Annotated in this window: 12 protein-coding genes; 1 reads left to right on the top strand and 11 read right to left on the bottom strand. The window is 67.8% G+C overall.

The window, feature by feature from the left end:
* Positions 1-42: 42 nt before the first annotated feature.
* The 10 genes from ACWDMM_RS10385 to ACWDMM_RS10340 form a co-directional block, all read right to left on the bottom strand.
* Entirely contained in the window at positions 43-1,842 is a 1,800-nt protein-coding gene (locus ACWDMM_RS10385) for an alpha/beta hydrolase-fold protein (RefSeq protein WP_195079693.1), read from the bottom strand.
* Positions 1,843-2,063: 221 nt separating this feature from the next.
* Positions 2,064-3,104: an alpha/beta hydrolase gene (locus tag ACWDMM_RS10380; RefSeq protein WP_357107086.1), complete on the bottom strand. Its 1,041-nt coding sequence runs from the start codon at positions 3,102-3,104 to the stop codon at positions 2,064-2,066.
* A gap of 886 nt (positions 3,105-3,990) precedes the next feature.
* Positions 3,991-5,052, bottom strand: a complete 1,062-nt coding sequence (locus tag ACWDMM_RS10375; RefSeq protein ID WP_195079692.1) for an alpha/beta hydrolase — start codon at positions 5,050-5,052, stop codon at positions 3,991-3,993.
* 306 nt (positions 5,053-5,358) lie between these two features.
* Positions 5,359-6,426 (bottom strand): alpha/beta hydrolase, encoded by a 1,068-nt coding sequence (locus tag ACWDMM_RS10370; protein WP_244891850.1) that lies wholly within the window; start codon positions 6,424-6,426, stop codon positions 5,359-5,361.
* 229 nt (positions 6,427-6,655) lie between these two features.
* Positions 6,656-8,536: a flagellar motor control protein ZomB gene (gene zomB, locus ACWDMM_RS10365; RefSeq protein ID WP_323124362.1), complete on the bottom strand. Its 1,881-nt coding sequence runs from the start codon at positions 8,534-8,536 to the stop codon at positions 6,656-6,658.
* Positions 8,537-8,540: 4 nt separating this feature from the next.
* Entirely contained in the window at positions 8,541-9,467 is a 927-nt protein-coding gene (locus ACWDMM_RS10360; RefSeq protein WP_195043794.1) for a decaprenyl-phosphate phosphoribosyltransferase, read from the bottom strand.
* A gap of 1 nt (position 9,468) precedes the next feature.
* Positions 9,469-10,029 (bottom strand): phosphatase PAP2 family protein, encoded by a 561-nt coding sequence (locus ACWDMM_RS10355; protein WP_195079886.1) that lies wholly within the window; start codon positions 10,027-10,029, stop codon positions 9,469-9,471.
* Between the two features lie 74 nt (positions 10,030-10,103).
* Positions 10,104-12,038, bottom strand: a complete 1,935-nt coding sequence (locus tag ACWDMM_RS10350) for a glycosyltransferase (protein ID WP_449937008.1) — start codon at positions 12,036-12,038, stop codon at positions 10,104-10,106.
* 7 nt (positions 12,039-12,045) lie between these two features.
* On the bottom strand, positions 12,046-13,272 hold the full coding sequence (gene glf, locus ACWDMM_RS10345) for a UDP-galactopyranose mutase (protein WP_195079689.1): 1,227 nt from the start codon (positions 13,270-13,272) through the stop codon (positions 12,046-12,048).
* Positions 13,273-13,501: 229 nt separating this feature from the next.
* Entirely contained in the window at positions 13,502-14,224 is a 723-nt protein-coding gene (locus tag ACWDMM_RS10340) for an SDR family NAD(P)-dependent oxidoreductase (RefSeq protein WP_195079688.1), read from the bottom strand.
* A 108-nt stretch (positions 14,225-14,332) separates the two neighbouring features.
* On the opposite strand from ACWDMM_RS10340, the gene ACWDMM_RS10335 reads away from it, so the two are divergent.
* Positions 14,333-14,965 (top strand): TetR/AcrR family transcriptional regulator, encoded by a 633-nt coding sequence (locus ACWDMM_RS10335; RefSeq protein WP_195079687.1) that lies wholly within the window; start codon positions 14,333-14,335, stop codon positions 14,963-14,965.
* 146 nt (positions 14,966-15,111) lie between these two features.
* Here the strand turns inward: ACWDMM_RS10335 and ACWDMM_RS10330 are convergent, their stop codons facing one another.
* A complete protein-coding gene (locus ACWDMM_RS10330; protein WP_195079686.1) occupies positions 15,112-15,870 on the bottom strand; it encodes a MerR family transcriptional regulator in 759 nt (252 codons plus the stop codon).
* Positions 15,871-15,929 lie beyond the last annotated feature (59 nt).

Below are 15,929 nucleotides of genomic sequence, written 5' to 3'. Positions count from 1 at the left end.
CCGGCGGCACCTCACCATTCGCAGTCGGCGCATCGGTCGTGCTCAAAGGGCGTGGACTTCTGTTTTGCCATCGCGCAGTGTGATGAAACCGCCCTGGAAGTTCTGTTGCACGCCGTCGGAGATGGGGAACTCGTCGCCGGTGGGGAAGCCGAGTTTGCCGTTCTCGTAGCCGGCGTCGCGCCAGGCGTCCAGGATCGGGCCGTTGCGGACCGCCCATGCGCCGGAGACCGGGCTCCAGTAGATGGCGCCGCCTTCGAAACGGCTGAAGCGGCCCGCGTCCTTCACCGTCTGCTCCTCGGCGACCGGGAAGCCGAGGGGGCTGTTCTCGAAGCCCAGCTGGGCGTACTTGCCGAGGATCAGCCCTTGGACGCGATGCACGCCGGTGGCCTGGCTGTAGTAGAACGGACCGTTCTCGAAAGCTTGCACGGCGCCGTCGCGACTCGGCGTCTTCGCCTCCGGCGCTGTCGGGTAGCCGGCGGGGCCGCGCTCGAATCCCTGCTTGCCCCACTCGTCCAGGATCGCGCCGCGGACCATTTGAGCGCCGGTCTGCGGTGTCCAGTACAGCGAGCCGTGCTGGAAGGGCTGGAACCGGCCGCGGCCGTCCTCCAGCGCGCGTTCCTCGCCCGTCGGCAGGCCGAGCGGTCCGGCGGGCCCGCCCGCCGCCTGGTATCCCGGCCCGAAGACGCCGCCGACCGGGTAGGCGCCCCTGTCCGGCGTGAAGAACACCCGGCCGCCCTTGAAGTCCTGGGCGGTGCCTCCTGCCACCGCGTACTCCTCGGTGACGCATTCACCCAGCCAGCCCGCCGCGGCGGCCACCGGACCGATCGCGCCACCCGGCTGACACGCGGGCTTGCCCGGGTCGACGCCGAGCGCGGAGGCGGCCTGACTCCAGGACTGGCGCATCTCGAAATCCCAATACGGCCAGGAATGGGTGCCGGACGGGCGATAGTTCACCTGCGCCGGAATGGCCAGCTTGGACAGTTTGGTCACGAAGTTCTGCGAGGTGAGCCGGGAGAGGATCTCCAAGCCCATGCCCGCGACGTTGGTGCTCACGCCCGGAATGCCGAGAGCGCGGTCGTAGGGACCGATCGCGCCGCTGCCGCTGGAGACGTAGATGCTGATGCCCCGCAACTTGTCGGCCAGCACGTACGGGTCGTGCGCCTCCCATTCCGGCCCGGTCTGCGGGCCCCACATGGCGGCGGAGTCGAAACCGCCCGCGTCGCGCATGGCGAACTCGATGGCCTGCGGCATGCCCAGCGTCGTCGTGGTCAGGAACCCGGAGTAGGACGCGGCGTGCCGGACGAAGCCCGGATTGCGGGCGGCGAGGAACATCGCGGCCGTGCCACCCATGGAGAGACCTTCCACGCCGCGCACCGGCGTCGCGCGCCAATGGCTTTCCAGCAGCGGCGGAAGCTCTTTCGTCAGGAAGGTCTCCCACTTGTAGGTGCGGCCGTTGTCCGGCTGGAGCCAATCGGCGTAGAAACTGGACTGTCCGCCCACCGGCAGCACCACGGTGACGTTCTTGTCGGCGAAGAAATCGACCGCCCCCGCCTCTTTCGTCCAGCCGTTCTCGTCGTCGGTCGCACGCAGACCGTCGAGCAGGAACAGGACGGGGAACCTGGCCTCGGGACGGGCGTTCCAGTCCCTCGCCAGCAACAACTGGACCTGGATCGGCACCCCCATCGCGGGCGAGGTCACCCACAGCGCGACGCGGCGGTCGCTGAGCCACTGGACCCGCTCCAGGGCGGGCGCGGCCACGGCAGCGGTGGGCTCCGCGACGGCGGGAGCGTCGACGGGCACGCTCGCGGCTAGCGGGACCACCATCGCGGCGGCGAGCAGCATGAGCCGCTCGCGTGCCGAACGAGCGACGAGACGCCCGCGTATGCCACAGCTACCGCGCGTAATCCCTGCCACAAGAGCTTTGTACTCCCGTTATAGCGACGTTTACGGGAGACACGCGCTGTACAGCAAACTATGTTCGCTGCGATGCGATCGAGACTGCCCCCGAACGCAATTCAGGCCGCACCGAATCGGTGCGGCCTGAATGCGAGAGGCGGATCAGATCACCAGGAGCCGGTGGCGTCCAGGATCATGTTGCGCGAGGCGAACAGCTGGCCCTCCCAGTACTTCCAGGAGTGCGTGCCCGCGGCAGGGAAATCGAACCGCGCGGGGATACCCAGCGAGTTCAGGCGGGCCTGGAACGCGCGGGTGTTCACCAGCGAGAGGGCTTCCAGCGCCATCGCGTTGCCGGTGTTGAACACGCCGACCGCCGAGTTCGGCTGGTCGAACTGGCCCGGCAGGCCGCTTGCGGCCGAGATGTACATCGGCAGGCCGCGCAGCTGCGGCGCGAAGACGAACGGGTCCATCCGCAGCCACTGCGGGCTCCACGGCGCGGCCATCGCGTCGACGTTGAAGCGGCCCGCGTCCAGCATCGCGATGCGGATCGCCTCGCGCATACCCGGCGCGGAGATGTTCAGGTAGCCCGAGTAGGAGGCGGCGAACTTGAACTGGTCGCGGTGGTAGGCCGCGAGCGCCAGCGCCGCGCTGCCGCCCATGGACAGGCCGACGACCGCGTTGTTGGTGCGGGAGACGCCGTAGCCCTCGAGGAAGGCGGGCAGTTCCTTGGTGAGGAAGGTCTCCCACTTGTAGGTGGTCTTCTGACCGTTGGTGTTCGACGGCGCGTACCAGTCGGTGTAGAAGCTGGACTGACCGCCGACCGGCATCACCAGGGTGATGTTGTCGTTGGCGAACTGCTGCATCGCGTTGGTCTCGAACGACCAGGCGTTGCGGTCGTCGCGGGCGCGCAGGCCGTCGAGCAGGTACAGCGCCGCGTTGCCGCCGCGCGATGCCCACTGCACCTGGACCTTGATCGGGCCCATGCTGGAGGGGACCATCAGGTCCTCGTAGCCGCCCGCGGGCGACCGCAACACCGGCGCGTGCGCCGACGGCGCCGCCGCGGCGACGGTCGGGGTTGCCAGACCTGCGGCGATCGGTAGCGCCAGCGCGGCGGCACCGACAGCCAGAATTCGATTACGCCAACCGCGAGGTGCGCCTCGCCGTCCCGACGGTGTTCTCTTCGGCGCGGCGGCCCTGCCGAAACGCATGAATCCTGCTCTCTTTCTGCTGTTGTGGTGCCACTCGCCGCCCGAGGGGCGAAGCGGCACCCGTGTTGCCAACGAGACGCGCGTCACGGACATGGTCCCGACAATCCGATCCCCATGACGGCGCTACAACGATCTGGTCACACTTGCGCTCGCTGGACGATATTCGACGCCTCTCGCTTTAGCAAGATCCGGGTCTTTCCACTGGCCGAAATCCGTCCGTTCGCGCAAGGTAATGATGCGGTGACCTTATCGCGTTCTCCCGGTGATGTCGTGTTGGATCGCAAGAATATTCGCGCTCCTGGCGGGAACTGTCACCGATCCGAGATCTACGCAATCCAGACACCTGTCACCCGCCCCGACGGGCAGCCAACACGGGCTACCGGCAGAAGGAGAGCCCGATCGGCCAGTGACCACACCGTGATCGGGAGCGATATCTGCCGTGATAGCCATCGAGACGCTAGCGGGCAAACAATTCCGAACAGCCATAACCAAGCAACAGCTATCACATAGCAAACATGACTGCGGCTGCCCAGAACCCCGAAGCTCACCCCACGGCTCCCTAACTGCCCACCCCTCACTCCCCCACGCTCGGCAGCTGAGCCCCCTACATTCCTCCAACCTCGACGGCAGGCAAAACCACTACCGCCCAGCAACACAACCTCACAAAAGGCAAACAAAATGCCCCCGCCAGCCCCGGGCGCAACCACAAAGCGCAAGATCCCCACCCCCTGAACCCCCTCGAGTGCGAGTCTTACGAGCACCGTTCGCGGCCCGGCTCGCGTCAGAGCGGACGAAGCGCATGCGCCGCAGGCGCGAGTCTCGTCCGCTCTGACGCGAGCCAAAAGGGGGCCGCGAACACGCGGCGCCGCAGGCGCCGCCAAACAACTCAGCCGATGTTGGCCGACATATCCGGGATCATTCGCATCGCCTCGTCGGCCCAGTTGTTCCAGGCGTGGATGCCGAACGGCGGGAACGAGTAGACGGCGTTGCCGCCGCCCAGGGTCGCCATCCGGACCTGGAACGCGCGGGTGTTGGCCAGCGCGAGGGCCTCCAGCCCCATGCCGGTGAGGGTGTTGAAGCTCGGCGGGTCGCTGGCCGCGGGCAGGCCGCTGGCCGCGGCGATCCACAGGCGGGTGCCGTTGCGGATCAGGTTGGGCGCGAAGACGAAGGGGTCCATCCGCAGCCACTGCGGGCTCCACGGCGGGGCCATCGCGTCGACGTTGTAGCCGCCCGCGTCCAGCATGGCGGCGCGGATCGCCTCGCGCATGCCCGGCGCGGAGTTGTTCAGGTAGCCGGAGAACGAGCCCGCGAAGCTGAACTGGTCCGGGTGGTAGGCCGCCAGGGTGAGCGCCGCGCTGCCGCCCATCGACAGGCCGAAGGCGCCGTTGCGGTTGGGGTTGAAGCCGAGCCGGTCGCGCAGCGCCCAGCGCAGGTTGTTGGTCAGGAAGGTCTCCCACTGGTACCGGTAGCTCTTGCCGGGCCCGCCCGCGAACCCGTCCAGCCCGCCGGAGCCGGTGCTGGAGCCGGAGCCCGCCGGGATGCCGAAGAACTCGCTCGGCGCGATCCAGTCGGCGTAGAAGCTGGACATGCCGCCGACCGGCATGACCACGTTGATGTTCTGACTCGCCAGCACCTGCGGGATGTTGGTCTCGATCTCCCAGCCGTTCAGCGTCTCCGGCGCGCGCATGCCGTCCAGCACGTAGACGACGCGGTTGGTGTTGCCGTCGGCGGCACGCAGGATCCGGGACTTGATCGGACCCATGCCGGAATCGACCCAGAAATCGAAGGCCGCGGGGTCGAACGCCGCGGATGCCGTGGCGCCGGTGCCCGCGATGGTCGCCCCGAGCGGCAGCAGCATCGCCGCGGCGATGCCGAGGGCGGACCGCCGCAACCACGAACCCGCTGTTCGGGACCTCAGGGACCCGCGCTTCCCGCGCGCACTACGCATCACATCGACCTTTCCCTCGGGCGGCCTGGCATTGGCAAACTTCTAGCGATCTCCACCGGGCCCACATCGAGCACCGAGGCGCGACGCCCACCGCAGAAACGGACGAATCGACCTTGGCGCATGCTGTTCGGGTATCAATTGGAGACGAATGCCTTCATGTTGCTGGATGGTGATCCAGACCACAACTACCGAAGCCGTTTTCTCTTCATATTCGTTGCCTAAGTACCCCGCGGACGACCGGTTGAACGGCGAAAGGCCGCTCCGCGCCGATGGCGCGAAGCGGCCTTTCTCGCTGTGGCGGGACTACTACCCGATGTTCGCGGACAGATCCGGGATCATGCGGTAGACCTCGTCGGCCCAGTAGTTCCAGTTGTGCACACCCACGGCGGGGAAGTCGTAGGTGACATTGTTCGCGCCCAGGGTGAGCATCCTGACCTGGAACGCGCGGGTGTTGGCCAGGGCCAGCGCCTCCAAGCCCATCGCGTTGAGCGTGTTGAAGCTGATGCCGTCCGCCCCGCTCGGCAGGCCGCTACCGGCGGAGACCCACAGGCGGGTGTTGTTCGCCTTCAGGCGCGGCGCGAACACGAACGGATCCATCCGCAGCCACTGCGGGCCCCACGGCGGCGCCATCGCGTCGATGTTGTAGCCGCCCGCGTCGAGCATCGCCACGCGCAACGCCTCACGCATGCCCGGCGCGGAGATGTTCAGGTACCCGGAGTACGAACCGGCGTAACGGAACTGGTCGGGGTGGTAGGCCGCCAAGGTGAGCGCGGCGCTGCCGCCCATGGAAAGGCCGAAGACGCCGTTGCCGTTCGGGTTGAACCCGAGGCGGTCGCGCAGCGCCCAGCGAAGGTTGTTGGTGAGGAAGGTTTCCCACTTGTAGGTGCTGGTCTTGCCCGGCCCGCCCGCGGAACCGGTCAGCAGGCCGGAGCCCGAGTTCGCCGAACCGGTGGAGGACGAGCCCGCGCTGCCGAGGCCGAAGAAGTCGCTCGGGCCGTTCCAGTCCGCGTAGAAGCTGGACTGCCCGCCGACCGGCATGACGACGTTGATGTTCCACTTGGTCAGCTCGCGCGCGACCTCGGTGTCGATCTCCCAGCCGCTCAGGTCGGTGCGCGCCCGCATGCCGTCCAGCGCGTACACCACCCGGCCGGTGTTGCCGTCGGCGGCGCGGAAGATGCGGGACTTGATCGGCCCCATTTCGGAATCGACCCAGAAGTCGAAACCATCCGGATTGAACGCGGCGGACGCCGGGGCGGCAGGGCCTGCCACCGACACCCCGAGCGGTAGCAGAACGGCCAGCGATACCAGCATGGACCGCTTGAGCCAAGAACCTGCTCTTCGAGAATTAAGACGACGCCCGATCACGCCTCGCATCAGTTTCAACCTTTCGTTTGCACAGCGACAGCGGCAAGCCGTCCACACGGTAACCCGCCCATGCCCACGACCGGTGGACGCCAGGCCGGGCATACGGTCGTAGCGTATATCGGTATCGACACGGGGGCGTTACCAAAAAGAGATAAAGCGGCGTACGCCACTTTATCTACCTCGGAAAATGAGACCACTGGGCCCACCGTGCCAGGTGGGCCCAGTGTGATTCACGGGATCAGCGCTGCGCGACCAGCTGCGGGAAAGGATCTTCCAGTCCGCACCGCTGGATCTCGTACTTCGGCACCCGGTCGATGCGGTACTTCGCGAAACGCAGCGCGTTGCGCAGGTTGTGCCGGAAACGCTCGAAGGTGAGCGGATCGCGGTAGGAGATCAGCAGCGCCTGGGTGTCGGGGCACGACATCGCCGTCCGCGCCTGGGTGACCCACTTCTCGTCCAGGTACCAGGGCATCCACGGCTTCTTGTCCACCATGCCGGTGTCGACGACGACCCAGTCCGGGTACAGGCTCTTGTCGTGCCCGATCCGACCGTCGGTGAGCCGGTCGGTGTGCGCTGCCAGCGGGTAGGCCAGTCCCATCGGATCGATCACGGGCACGTCCAGCGGAACGTTCATGCTGGTCATCCCGAGATTCAGGAAGTAGACCGTGTGCCCGGCGCCACCGGCCGGAATCGGCTGGGGCGGCGGCGCGACGTACCAGAACATGAACGACGGCGAATTGAGCAGCAGCCCGCCGTTCGGGGTGTTGGTGATGTCGTCGACCATCGCGCGGATGCGCGGGTAATCCAAGTAGTCCTCGGCCAGGATCGGGTGGTCGTGCCCGGTGTTGAGCACGTAGTAGACGCGCTCGTCGACGATGCCGGTGGAGGTGATCTTGGTGCCGGTCTTGATCGCGGTGGTGTTGGCCGCGAACAACGCCCAGCCCGCGACGCCGGCGAATGCCACGGCGAGCGCCGCCAAGGACCAATCGGCGGCGGTGGCCGCGCGCACACCGCCCTCGGGAGCCCGGATCGGCAGGACCGCGACCGGGAGCAGGAACAGGAACAGCTGGGGCAGCAGCATCCGGCCGTGCATGAAGTCGCCGCCGACCCGAAGCGCGTAGACAGTCAGGATGAATCCGCTGAACAAGACCAAAGCGACCACCGCGCCGGGTGAGCGCAGCCACTCCTGAATCCGGCCGATCGACCAGCCGCGCGCCTCTCCGTCACGGGCCGTCGTGGCCACCCCCGTGCGCGCGGCGAGTACGCCGGCGATCAGCAGCACCAGCAGCGGCGCCCACAGGAAGTAGGGGCCGACGAGATCCCACAGGTAGGTGAAGCCCTGGCCCCACTTGGCGCCGCCCGCGTCCTTCGCGACGGCGGTGTTCGGGTAGGGCAGGCCGTAGTAGCCCATCCGCCAGATCTGGTAGCCCAGCGGCACCAGTCCGGCCACCGCGACGATCACCGCGCGCAGCACGAGCGGCCGCAGCCTGCTCTCGGGCATGGGGGCGCAGAAGATCATCAGCAGCGCGAGCGCGCCGACCAGGGTCATCTCGGGACGGATCAGCGGGGCCAGCCCGGCGAGGAAGACCAGTCCGAGCAGGCCGGGCAGGCGCACCGATGCGGCCTGACTCCAGCGCATCAGCTGCCACCACAGCAGGCCGATCCAGCAGATCACCAGGCCGCTCTCCAGGCCGGAGGTGGCGTAGTCGCGGGCCGGGGGCAGCGCGATGTAGACCAGCACGCCCGCGGGCAGCAACAACCCGGTGCTGGTCCCGCCCCACAACCGGGCCGAGCCGAGCATGGCGAACACGACCGCGGCCAGCGACACCGTGAGCGCGACGCCGAGCACCACGTACTCGAGCCGCGCTTGGGTCAGCCAGCTGAAGAACCAGACCAGATAGGTCCACGCGGTGCTGGTGTTGGTTTCGACGCGCTCGCCTCGGTTGAAGACGGGGCCGTTGCCCGCGAGCAGGTTGCGCACCGTGCGCAACACGATGAGACCGTCGTCGGCGATCCACCGCCGCTGCCAGCCCCCGACCGCGAAAAGAACAACGGTGAGCGTGATCCCACCGACGAACGTGGCTTTGGACAGACGCGGGGACCGCTCCGCTACCAGCATCTCGTCAGGTGAGATAGACAGCGACACCTACCGCTCCGATCCAGGCGATTGCGAGCAGCTGCAGGACGCGGTCCCCCAGCGCGATCTCTTCCGGCTCCCCGGCCTCGCCCCCATCGACGTCCACCGCGTAACGCAGGATGGCGATGGTAAACGGGATCATCGAGATCGCGAACCAGTTGGTGTCCTTGATGCCGTCCTGCTGGAACGCCCACAGCCCGTAGAACACCACCACCGCCGTCGCGGCCAGCGTCCAGATGAAGCGCAGGTAGGTGGGCGTGTAGTACTCCAGCGACTTGCGGATCTTGGCGCCGGTGCCGAGCGCGATCTGCAGCTCCGCGTAGCGCTTGCCCGCCGCCATGAACAGCGAGCCGAAGGCCATGATGAGCAGGAACCACTGCGACAGCTCGATGTCGGCCGCCGCGCCGCCGGCCACGGCGCGCAGCAGGAAGCCGGAGGACACGATGCAGATGTCGAGCACGGCCTGGTGTTTGAGCCCGAAGCAGTAGGCCAGCTGGATGCCGATGTAGACCGCCATCACCACGGCGAGCTGCCACGACGCGAGGAACGATCCCGCGATCGACCCGGCCAGCAGCGTCGCCGACAGCAGGTAGGCCAGGTTCACCGGGACGACGCCTGCTGCGATCGGCCGGAAACGCTTGGTCGGGTGCGCCCGGTCGGCCTCCACGTCGAGCGCGTCGTTCACCAGGTAGATGCCCGAGGCGGCCATGCAGAACATCACGAAGGCGATGCCGACGTGCGCGAGCACATCGACGTCGGTGGCCGTGCCCGCGGCCAGCGGCGCGGCTAGCACCAAGACGTTCTTGACCCACTGCCGCGGACGGACTGCCTTGAACAGACCGCCGGCCAGCGTCTTGGGCGGGCCCTTGACTACCGCCTCGGCCAGGTCGGCGCCGGTCGGCTCTTCACTCATGTCAACGAAGGCTCTTTCTTGTGCGGTCACTGTCGAGTCTCTTTTCGGCGGCGAGCAGGGCGGCGGCGGACGCGGCGCCGAGCGCGGAACCGGCGAGCACGTCGGTGGGGTAGTGCACCCCGAGGACCACCCGCGAAAGCAGCATCGGGGGGACGAGCACCGCAGGCAAGGGTAGCCCGGTCAATCTGCCGAGCAACACGGCCGCTGCCGTCGTCGAGGTCGCGTGCGAGGACGGGAAACTGAGTTTGCTGGGCGTCCCCACGTTGACCTGCACCGACGGGTCGTTCGGCCGCGGGCGGCGGACGACGCGCTTGATGACGATCGAGGCCGCGTGCGCGCCGACGGCGCCGACGGCGACCCCGGCCCACTGCCTGCGCCGCGGCTTGTCCACCAGCCAGCCCGCGGCGGCGATGCCGACCCAGCCGAGCGCGTGCTCGCCGAAGTGCGACAGGCCCCGCGCCGCGGACACCACCGCGGGTTTGCTGCCCAGGGTGGCCTGCACGGCGTTGATGATCGCGACCTCCGGCGGCGTCTGCCCGGCCGCGGGCGGGTGCGCGGACACCGGACCGCCGTGGCCGTTGGCGCTGGGTGGCGGCGGCTGCACCGCCGCGTCGTCGGCGGCACTCGCTCCGAGACTCACTGCTGCCCATCCTTCGTGTCGATGCCGAAGACCTTCTCCCAGGCCGCGGTGCTGGTCAGCTGCGGGTGGGCGGCGCGGTAGCGCTGCTGCATCTCCGGGAAGCGGGCGGCCAGCTCCTTGCGCAGGCGCATGGCCTCCTTGAACAGGCCGAGCGCCTGGCGCGGGTCGCGCTTGCGGTAGACGACGCCGCGGCCGTCGGCCGTGGTGACGGTGACGCCGTCGACCTGCGAGAGCAGGAACCAGCGCGCGTCCAGCGTCGGCACGTTCAGCTGCGGGGTCTCGTGGTGCTCGGTGCGCGCGGGGCGGAAGTTGTGCACCACGCCCTTGGCCAGCCGGACCACCTTGGCGATCGGATTGGCCGGCTCGCCGACCGCACCGACGTCGATGTGGCTGGCCAGCGGCAGTTCGGTGGACGAGGGCAGGATCACCGCGTCCGGGTACTGCTTGCGCAGCTCGTGCACCGCGCCCAGCGCGCTGGGCAGCAGCTGGAACAGCCGCTCCGGGCCTGCGAGGAAGTCGCGGATGGCGAGGTTCTGGATCGCGACCGTCGAGTACTCCAGGCACAGCAGATGCTTCAGCGTCGCCTTGATCGTGTTGACGACCATGCCGCGCCCGTTGCCCGGCAGGTGCAGCGAGGCGACGACCAGGCGATTGCGCAGGTGGAAGTACGCCTGCCAGTCGATGGCGTCGTCCTTGTCGCTCCAGGCCATGTGCCACACCGCCGCGCCGGGCAGGGTGACGGTCGGGTACCCGGCCGCGCGGGCGCGCAAGCCGTACTCCGCGTCGTCCCACTTCAGGAACAGCGGAAGGGGCTGGCCGAGCTCCTCGGCGACACGCCGCGGGATGACGCAGGTCCACCAACCGTTGAAGTCGACGTCGATGCGCCGGTGCAGCAGCTTGGAGTTGTCCCGGTCCTTGAGCGGGTACTTCGAGAAGTCGTGGTCGTACTCGACGTTCGGCGCCGCGGTCCACATGAAGATGCCGCGATCGACCACCTCGCCCATGACGTGCAGGTGCGAGCGCTCCTGCAGATTGAGCATCTGGCCGCCGACCAGCACCGGCGACTTCGCGAAGCGGGCGAAGGCCAGCGCGCGCAGGATCGAGTCGGGCTCGATCTCGATGTCGTCGTCCATGTAGACGATGTGTTCGGCGTCGGTGGTCTTCAGCGCCTCGTACATCACCCGGCTGTAGCCGCCGGACCCGCCGAGGTTGGGCTGGTCGTGGATGGACAGGCGATCCCCGAGCGCGGCCGCCGATTCGGCGAAGCCGGGTTCGTCGACGACCTTCTTCGTGCCCTGGTCGGGGATGATGACGGCCTGGATCTTCTCCAGCACCAGCGGGTCAGAGCCGAGGGCGGCGAGGGTCTTCACCGCGTCGGTGGGCCGGTTGAAGGTGGGCATGCCGACCGCGATGCTGCCATCGCCGGGCGCGTCGACCGGCGCGTACCAGCCGCCGGACAGCAGCGTGACCGCCGTGTCGGTGGTGATGTCGAACCAGATCCAGCCGCCGTCCTCGAACGGGCCGAGATCGGTCTCGAATTCGACGACCACCGAGTCGGCGCCGGACGCGACCGCGAATTCCTTGCCCTGCACGTGGATTCGCGAGCCGTCGGCCTTGGAGCGGTACACGTCCACCCGGCCGTGCCCGGCCAGTTCCAGCCGCAACACCACCGACGACAGGATGCTCCAGCGCCGCCAGTAGCTCGCGGGCAGCGCGTTGAAGTAGGTGCAGAAGGAGACCTCGGACTCCGCGCCGATCGACAGCGAGGTACGGGTGGTGGCGTGCGCGCGCCTGGCGTTGGTCGCCGATTCCTCGACGTAGAGCGTGCGCACGTCCAGCGGCTCACCCGGCCGGGGCAGGATGATGCGCTGCAGCAGCGACTTCGCGCGGGTCTCGGTGGTCATGTCTTCCAGAATGGATTGGGAGGTCATCGCGCTCCTACGCCTCCTGGTCGACCAGCGGCGCGCCGTCCGCCAGATGCGGGCGCAGCACGTTGTCGAACATGCTCAGCGCACTGCCGATCGCCATGTGCATATCCAGGTACTGATAGGTGCCGAGACGTCCGCCGAAGACGACCTTCGCCGCGGCGGTCTCCTGCTTGGCCAGCTCACGGTAGGCCAGCAGTTTCGCCCGGTCTTCCGGTGTGTTGATCGGGTAGTACGGCTCGTCGCCGGTCTGGGCGAACCGGGAGTACTCCCGCATGATCACCGTCTTGTCGGTGGGGTAGTCGCGCTCGGGGTGGAAGTGGCGCGGCTCGATGATGCGGGTGTAGGGCACGTCCGCGTCGTTGTAGTTCATCACCGAGGTGCCCTGGAAGTCGCCGACCGGCAGCACCTCGGTCTCGAAATCGATGGTGCGCCAGCCCAGTTCGCCTTCGCGATAGTCGAAGTAACGGTCCAGCGGGCCGGTGTAGACGACCGGGGCGTCCGGGTTCTCGGCGCGCACCTGCTCGCGCACCTCGAACCAGTCGGTGTTCAGGCGCACCTCGATCAGGTCGGAGGCGGCCATGTTCTCCAGCCACTTCGTGTAGCCCTCGCGGGGCAGGCCCTCGTAGGTGTCGTTGAAGTAGCGGTTGTCGAAGGTGTAGCGCACCGGCAGGCGGGTGATGTTGCCCGCAGGCAGCTCCTTCGGGTCGGTCTGCCACTGCTTGGCCGTGTAGTCGCGCACGAACGCCTCGTAGAGCGGACGGCCGATCAGCGAGATGGCCTTCTCCTCGAGATTCTGCGCGTCCTTGGTCTCGATCTCCGAGGCCTGCTCCGCGATCAGCGCCCGCGCCTCTTCCGGCGAGAAGTAGCGGCCGAAGAACTGGGAGACCAGGCCCAGCCCCATCGGGAACTGGTAAGCCTGCCCCTTGTGCATCGCGAAGACACGGTGCTGGTAACCGGTGAACTCGGTGAACTGGGTGACGTAGTCCCACACCCGCTTGTTCGACGTGTGGAAAAGGTGCGCGCCGTACTTGTGGATCTCGATCCCGGTTTCCGGATCCGGCTCGGAGTAGGCGTTGCCACCGATGTGGTGGCGCCGTTCGATCACCAGAACCCGTTTACCCAGCACGGTGGCGGCGCGTTCGGCAACCGTCAGCCCGAAGAATCCGGAGCCGACGACGATCAGATCGAACTGTGAGGCGGAATGGACGGAGGTACCCGGGGACGATGCGACGGTCACGGGAGCCCAGAGTATCGGAAGTCCCCGCCGTGTCCCGGTGGAGTCGCGACTGTGCTGAGCCGCACCGCTGGGCGCACCCGGTTTCACCTTCCTGACCTGGCAATTTCGCCGGATGTTTGCCGGAATGCGGTTCCCTGGCAACCGACCGGTGGTTTACTGCCGCCGCCGAATGATCGCGCACGGCTGCGGGTGGCCCCGGCCGGTGCGCGATCAAGGGGTCTTCCGAGCTTCAGGCCGGGAAACCGACGTCGAGTTCCACCTTGTCCCGCTCGGTGTACAGCCGCCAGTAGTGATCGCCGAGTTCGCCGCCGCTCATCCGGACGATCTCCAGGCCGGCCGGGATCACCTCCGGATTCTCATCGATGATCTGCGCGGCCTTGCTGCCGTCGATCAGCGCGCCGATGTTGAGCAACCCGACGTAGACGCCGGTCCCCCGGAATTCGACCGCGAGCTGGCGCAGGTATCCGCGCTGGGCGGCGAGCGCTATGCCGAAGTTGGCCAGGTAGGGCGCCACGAAGTGCTCGGAGGAGCCCGAGGAGAACAGCAGCGCGCCGTCGCCGCGCTGCACCATCTTCGGCGCCAGCGCCCGCGTCACCAGGATCGGCGAGTGCAACTTCAGCGCGATCGGCGCGTCGAGGGAGGGGAGGTCCACCGCCAGGGTGGAAGGCAGCCGGTCGCTCATGTTGCCCGCCGCGCCGTGCATGGCCACATCGATCGTCCCGAAGGTCGCCTCGATCTTCTCGATCACCCCGGTGACCTGCGCGGCGTCGGTGACGTCCGCGGGGAAGGCCGCGGCCTCGATCCCCTCGGCGGTCAGCTCGTCGGCGTGCCGCCGCGCTTTCTCCGGGTCACGCCCGATGACGGCCACCCGGAATCCTTCGCGCCCGAATCGGCGTCCCGTGCCCACGCCGAGACCCGGGCCGTAGCCGAAGATCGCGATGATCTTGGACATTGCCACTCCTTAAGTTGAGACATGGTTCAAGTTATTCGGCCCGACAGTAGCATTAAGTTGAACCCATGCTCAACATATGCACGCATGCCTCATTTGTAGGATCGGCCCGTGGACAAGCCGTTACGCAGCGATGCCCAGCGCAACCGGGACGCGCTCGTGACCGCCGCCCGCGCCGTCTTCGAAGAACGCGGCCTCGACGCGCCGCTGAAGGAGATCGCCGCGCGCGCCGGGGTCGCCATCGGCACGCTCTACAACCGCTTCCCCACCCGCGACGACCTCATCGCGGCCGCGGTCGAGGACCGGATCGAAGCGGGCAGCCGCATCGCCGAGGACGCGCTGGCCATCGATGACCCCTGGGAATCGTTCGTCTACCTGGTGGAGCAGGTCTGCGCGCTGCAAGCCGCAGACCGCCTGCTCAGCGAACTGGCCGTGCGCGCCGCACCGAGCCGCGCCATCGCGCGGGCCCAGGAGCACGGCCACGGCCTGATGCGCCGGATCATCACCCGCGCGCAGGAAGCCGGAGTCCTGCGCGCCGACTGGGTGCTCGAGGACATCGCCTTCATCACCTGGTCACACACCAGAATCGTCGAGGCGACCAGTCACATCGCCCCCGAAGCATGGCGTCGCCATCTCGGCCTGATCCTCGACGGCCTGCGCGCGGAGGCCGCCCATCCGCTTCCGGTGCCTCCGATCACGGAGGACCAATTGATGCACGCGCTCGGACGCGACGACGCTGGTTGACCGTGCCGCACGCGTAGGCGAATGTCGCCTTCACCGAACACTCAGAGATGCGGTCCGGCTGCGCCGCTGAGCTCGAGGCTGCTGCCCAGCGGACTGAACCGACGGCCGGTACGTGTCTTTCGTACCGGCCGTCGGAGGGTTGTGTGCTACAGCCGTCGCTCGGCGTAGACCTTCATCGCGTCGCGCACGAACTCGGCGGTGCCCGCGCCGTGCACGTCGTAGTTCTGCGCGAAACGTGGGTCGGCCACGTACATCTCGCCGAGGTTGACGAAAGCCTCTTTCACCACCGGACGACCCTGCCAGCCGACGCCGATCCACTCGTAGTGGCGCTGGACGATGGCCTGCACCTCGTCGGCGTCGGGCGCGAGCCCGTCGGCGTGCGCCCGGCCGTAGTCGGCGGCGATGTCGAGATGGGTTTGCTGGAAGTTCTTCTTGTCCTTCTCCGACATCGAGCCCCACCAGCGGTCGCCGCGCTCGTAGGCCTCCTTGCCCCAGCGTTCGATCACCTCGTCCTTGTACTTGGTGTGGTCGAAGCCGTCGAAAACTTCTGCTGCCACGAGTTGTTCACCTCTTTCCGTCTTCTGCAGCGTGGTTCGCACCGACTCGATCTGCCGCCGGATCCGATCCTGTTCCTGCCGTAGCAGTTCCAGGTGCGTACGCAGCGCGGCGGCGGTTTCCCGCTCGCCGGCGAGGACTTCGGCGATGACCGGAAGGCCGAGGCCGAGTTCCCGCAGCAGCAGGATGCGTTGCAACCGCACGAGGGAGTCCTGGTCGTAGTACCGGTAGCCGTTGGCTCCGATCCGGCTGGGCGGCAACAGCCCGAGCTGCCCGTAGTGGCGCAGCGTGCGACTGGTGGTACCGGCCGCCTTCGCCAGATCCTGGATGGACCATTCCTTCCCGCCCACGACCCTGTTTTCCTTTGTGCTCTCGTCGGTGTAACCAGCTTGCAAGTTGACGCTACGTC

This window comes from Nocardia sp. NPDC003726, from assembly GCF_053586955.1.
The sequence above is the reverse complement of the archived record's forward strand: the minus strand, read 5'-3'. Positions and strand labels throughout refer to the sequence as shown.

Bases quoted from the DNA above. Each gene is read 5' to 3' on its own strand.
- ACWDMM_RS10385 (WP_195079693.1), bottom strand. From the start codon at position 1,842: ATGCTGCTCGCCGCCGCGATGGTGGTCCCGCTAGCCGCGAGCGTGCCC.
- ACWDMM_RS10380 (WP_357107086.1), bottom strand. From the start codon at position 3,104: ATGCGTTTCGGCAGGGCCGCCGCGCCGAAGAGAACACCGTCGGGACGG.
- ACWDMM_RS10375 (WP_195079692.1), bottom strand. From the start codon at position 5,052: ATGCGTAGTGCGCGCGGGAAGCGCGGGTCCCTGAGGTCCCGAACAGCG.
- ACWDMM_RS10370 (WP_244891850.1), bottom strand. From the start codon at position 6,426: ATGCGAGGCGTGATCGGGCGTCGTCTTAATTCTCGAAGAGCAGGTTCT.
- zomB (WP_323124362.1), bottom strand. From the start codon at position 8,536: ATGCTGGTAGCGGAGCGGTCCCCGCGTCTGTCCAAAGCCACGTTCGTC.
- ACWDMM_RS10360 (WP_195043794.1), bottom strand. From the start codon at position 9,467: ATGAGTGAAGAGCCGACCGGCGCCGACCTGGCCGAGGCGGTAGTCAAG.
- ACWDMM_RS10350 (WP_449937008.1), bottom strand. From the start codon at position 12,038: ATGACCTCCCAATCCATTCTGGAAGACATGACCACCGAGACCCGCGCG.
- ACWDMM_RS10340 (WP_195079688.1), bottom strand. From the start codon at position 14,224: ATGTCCAAGATCATCGCGATCTTCGGCTACGGCCCGGGTCTCGGCGTG.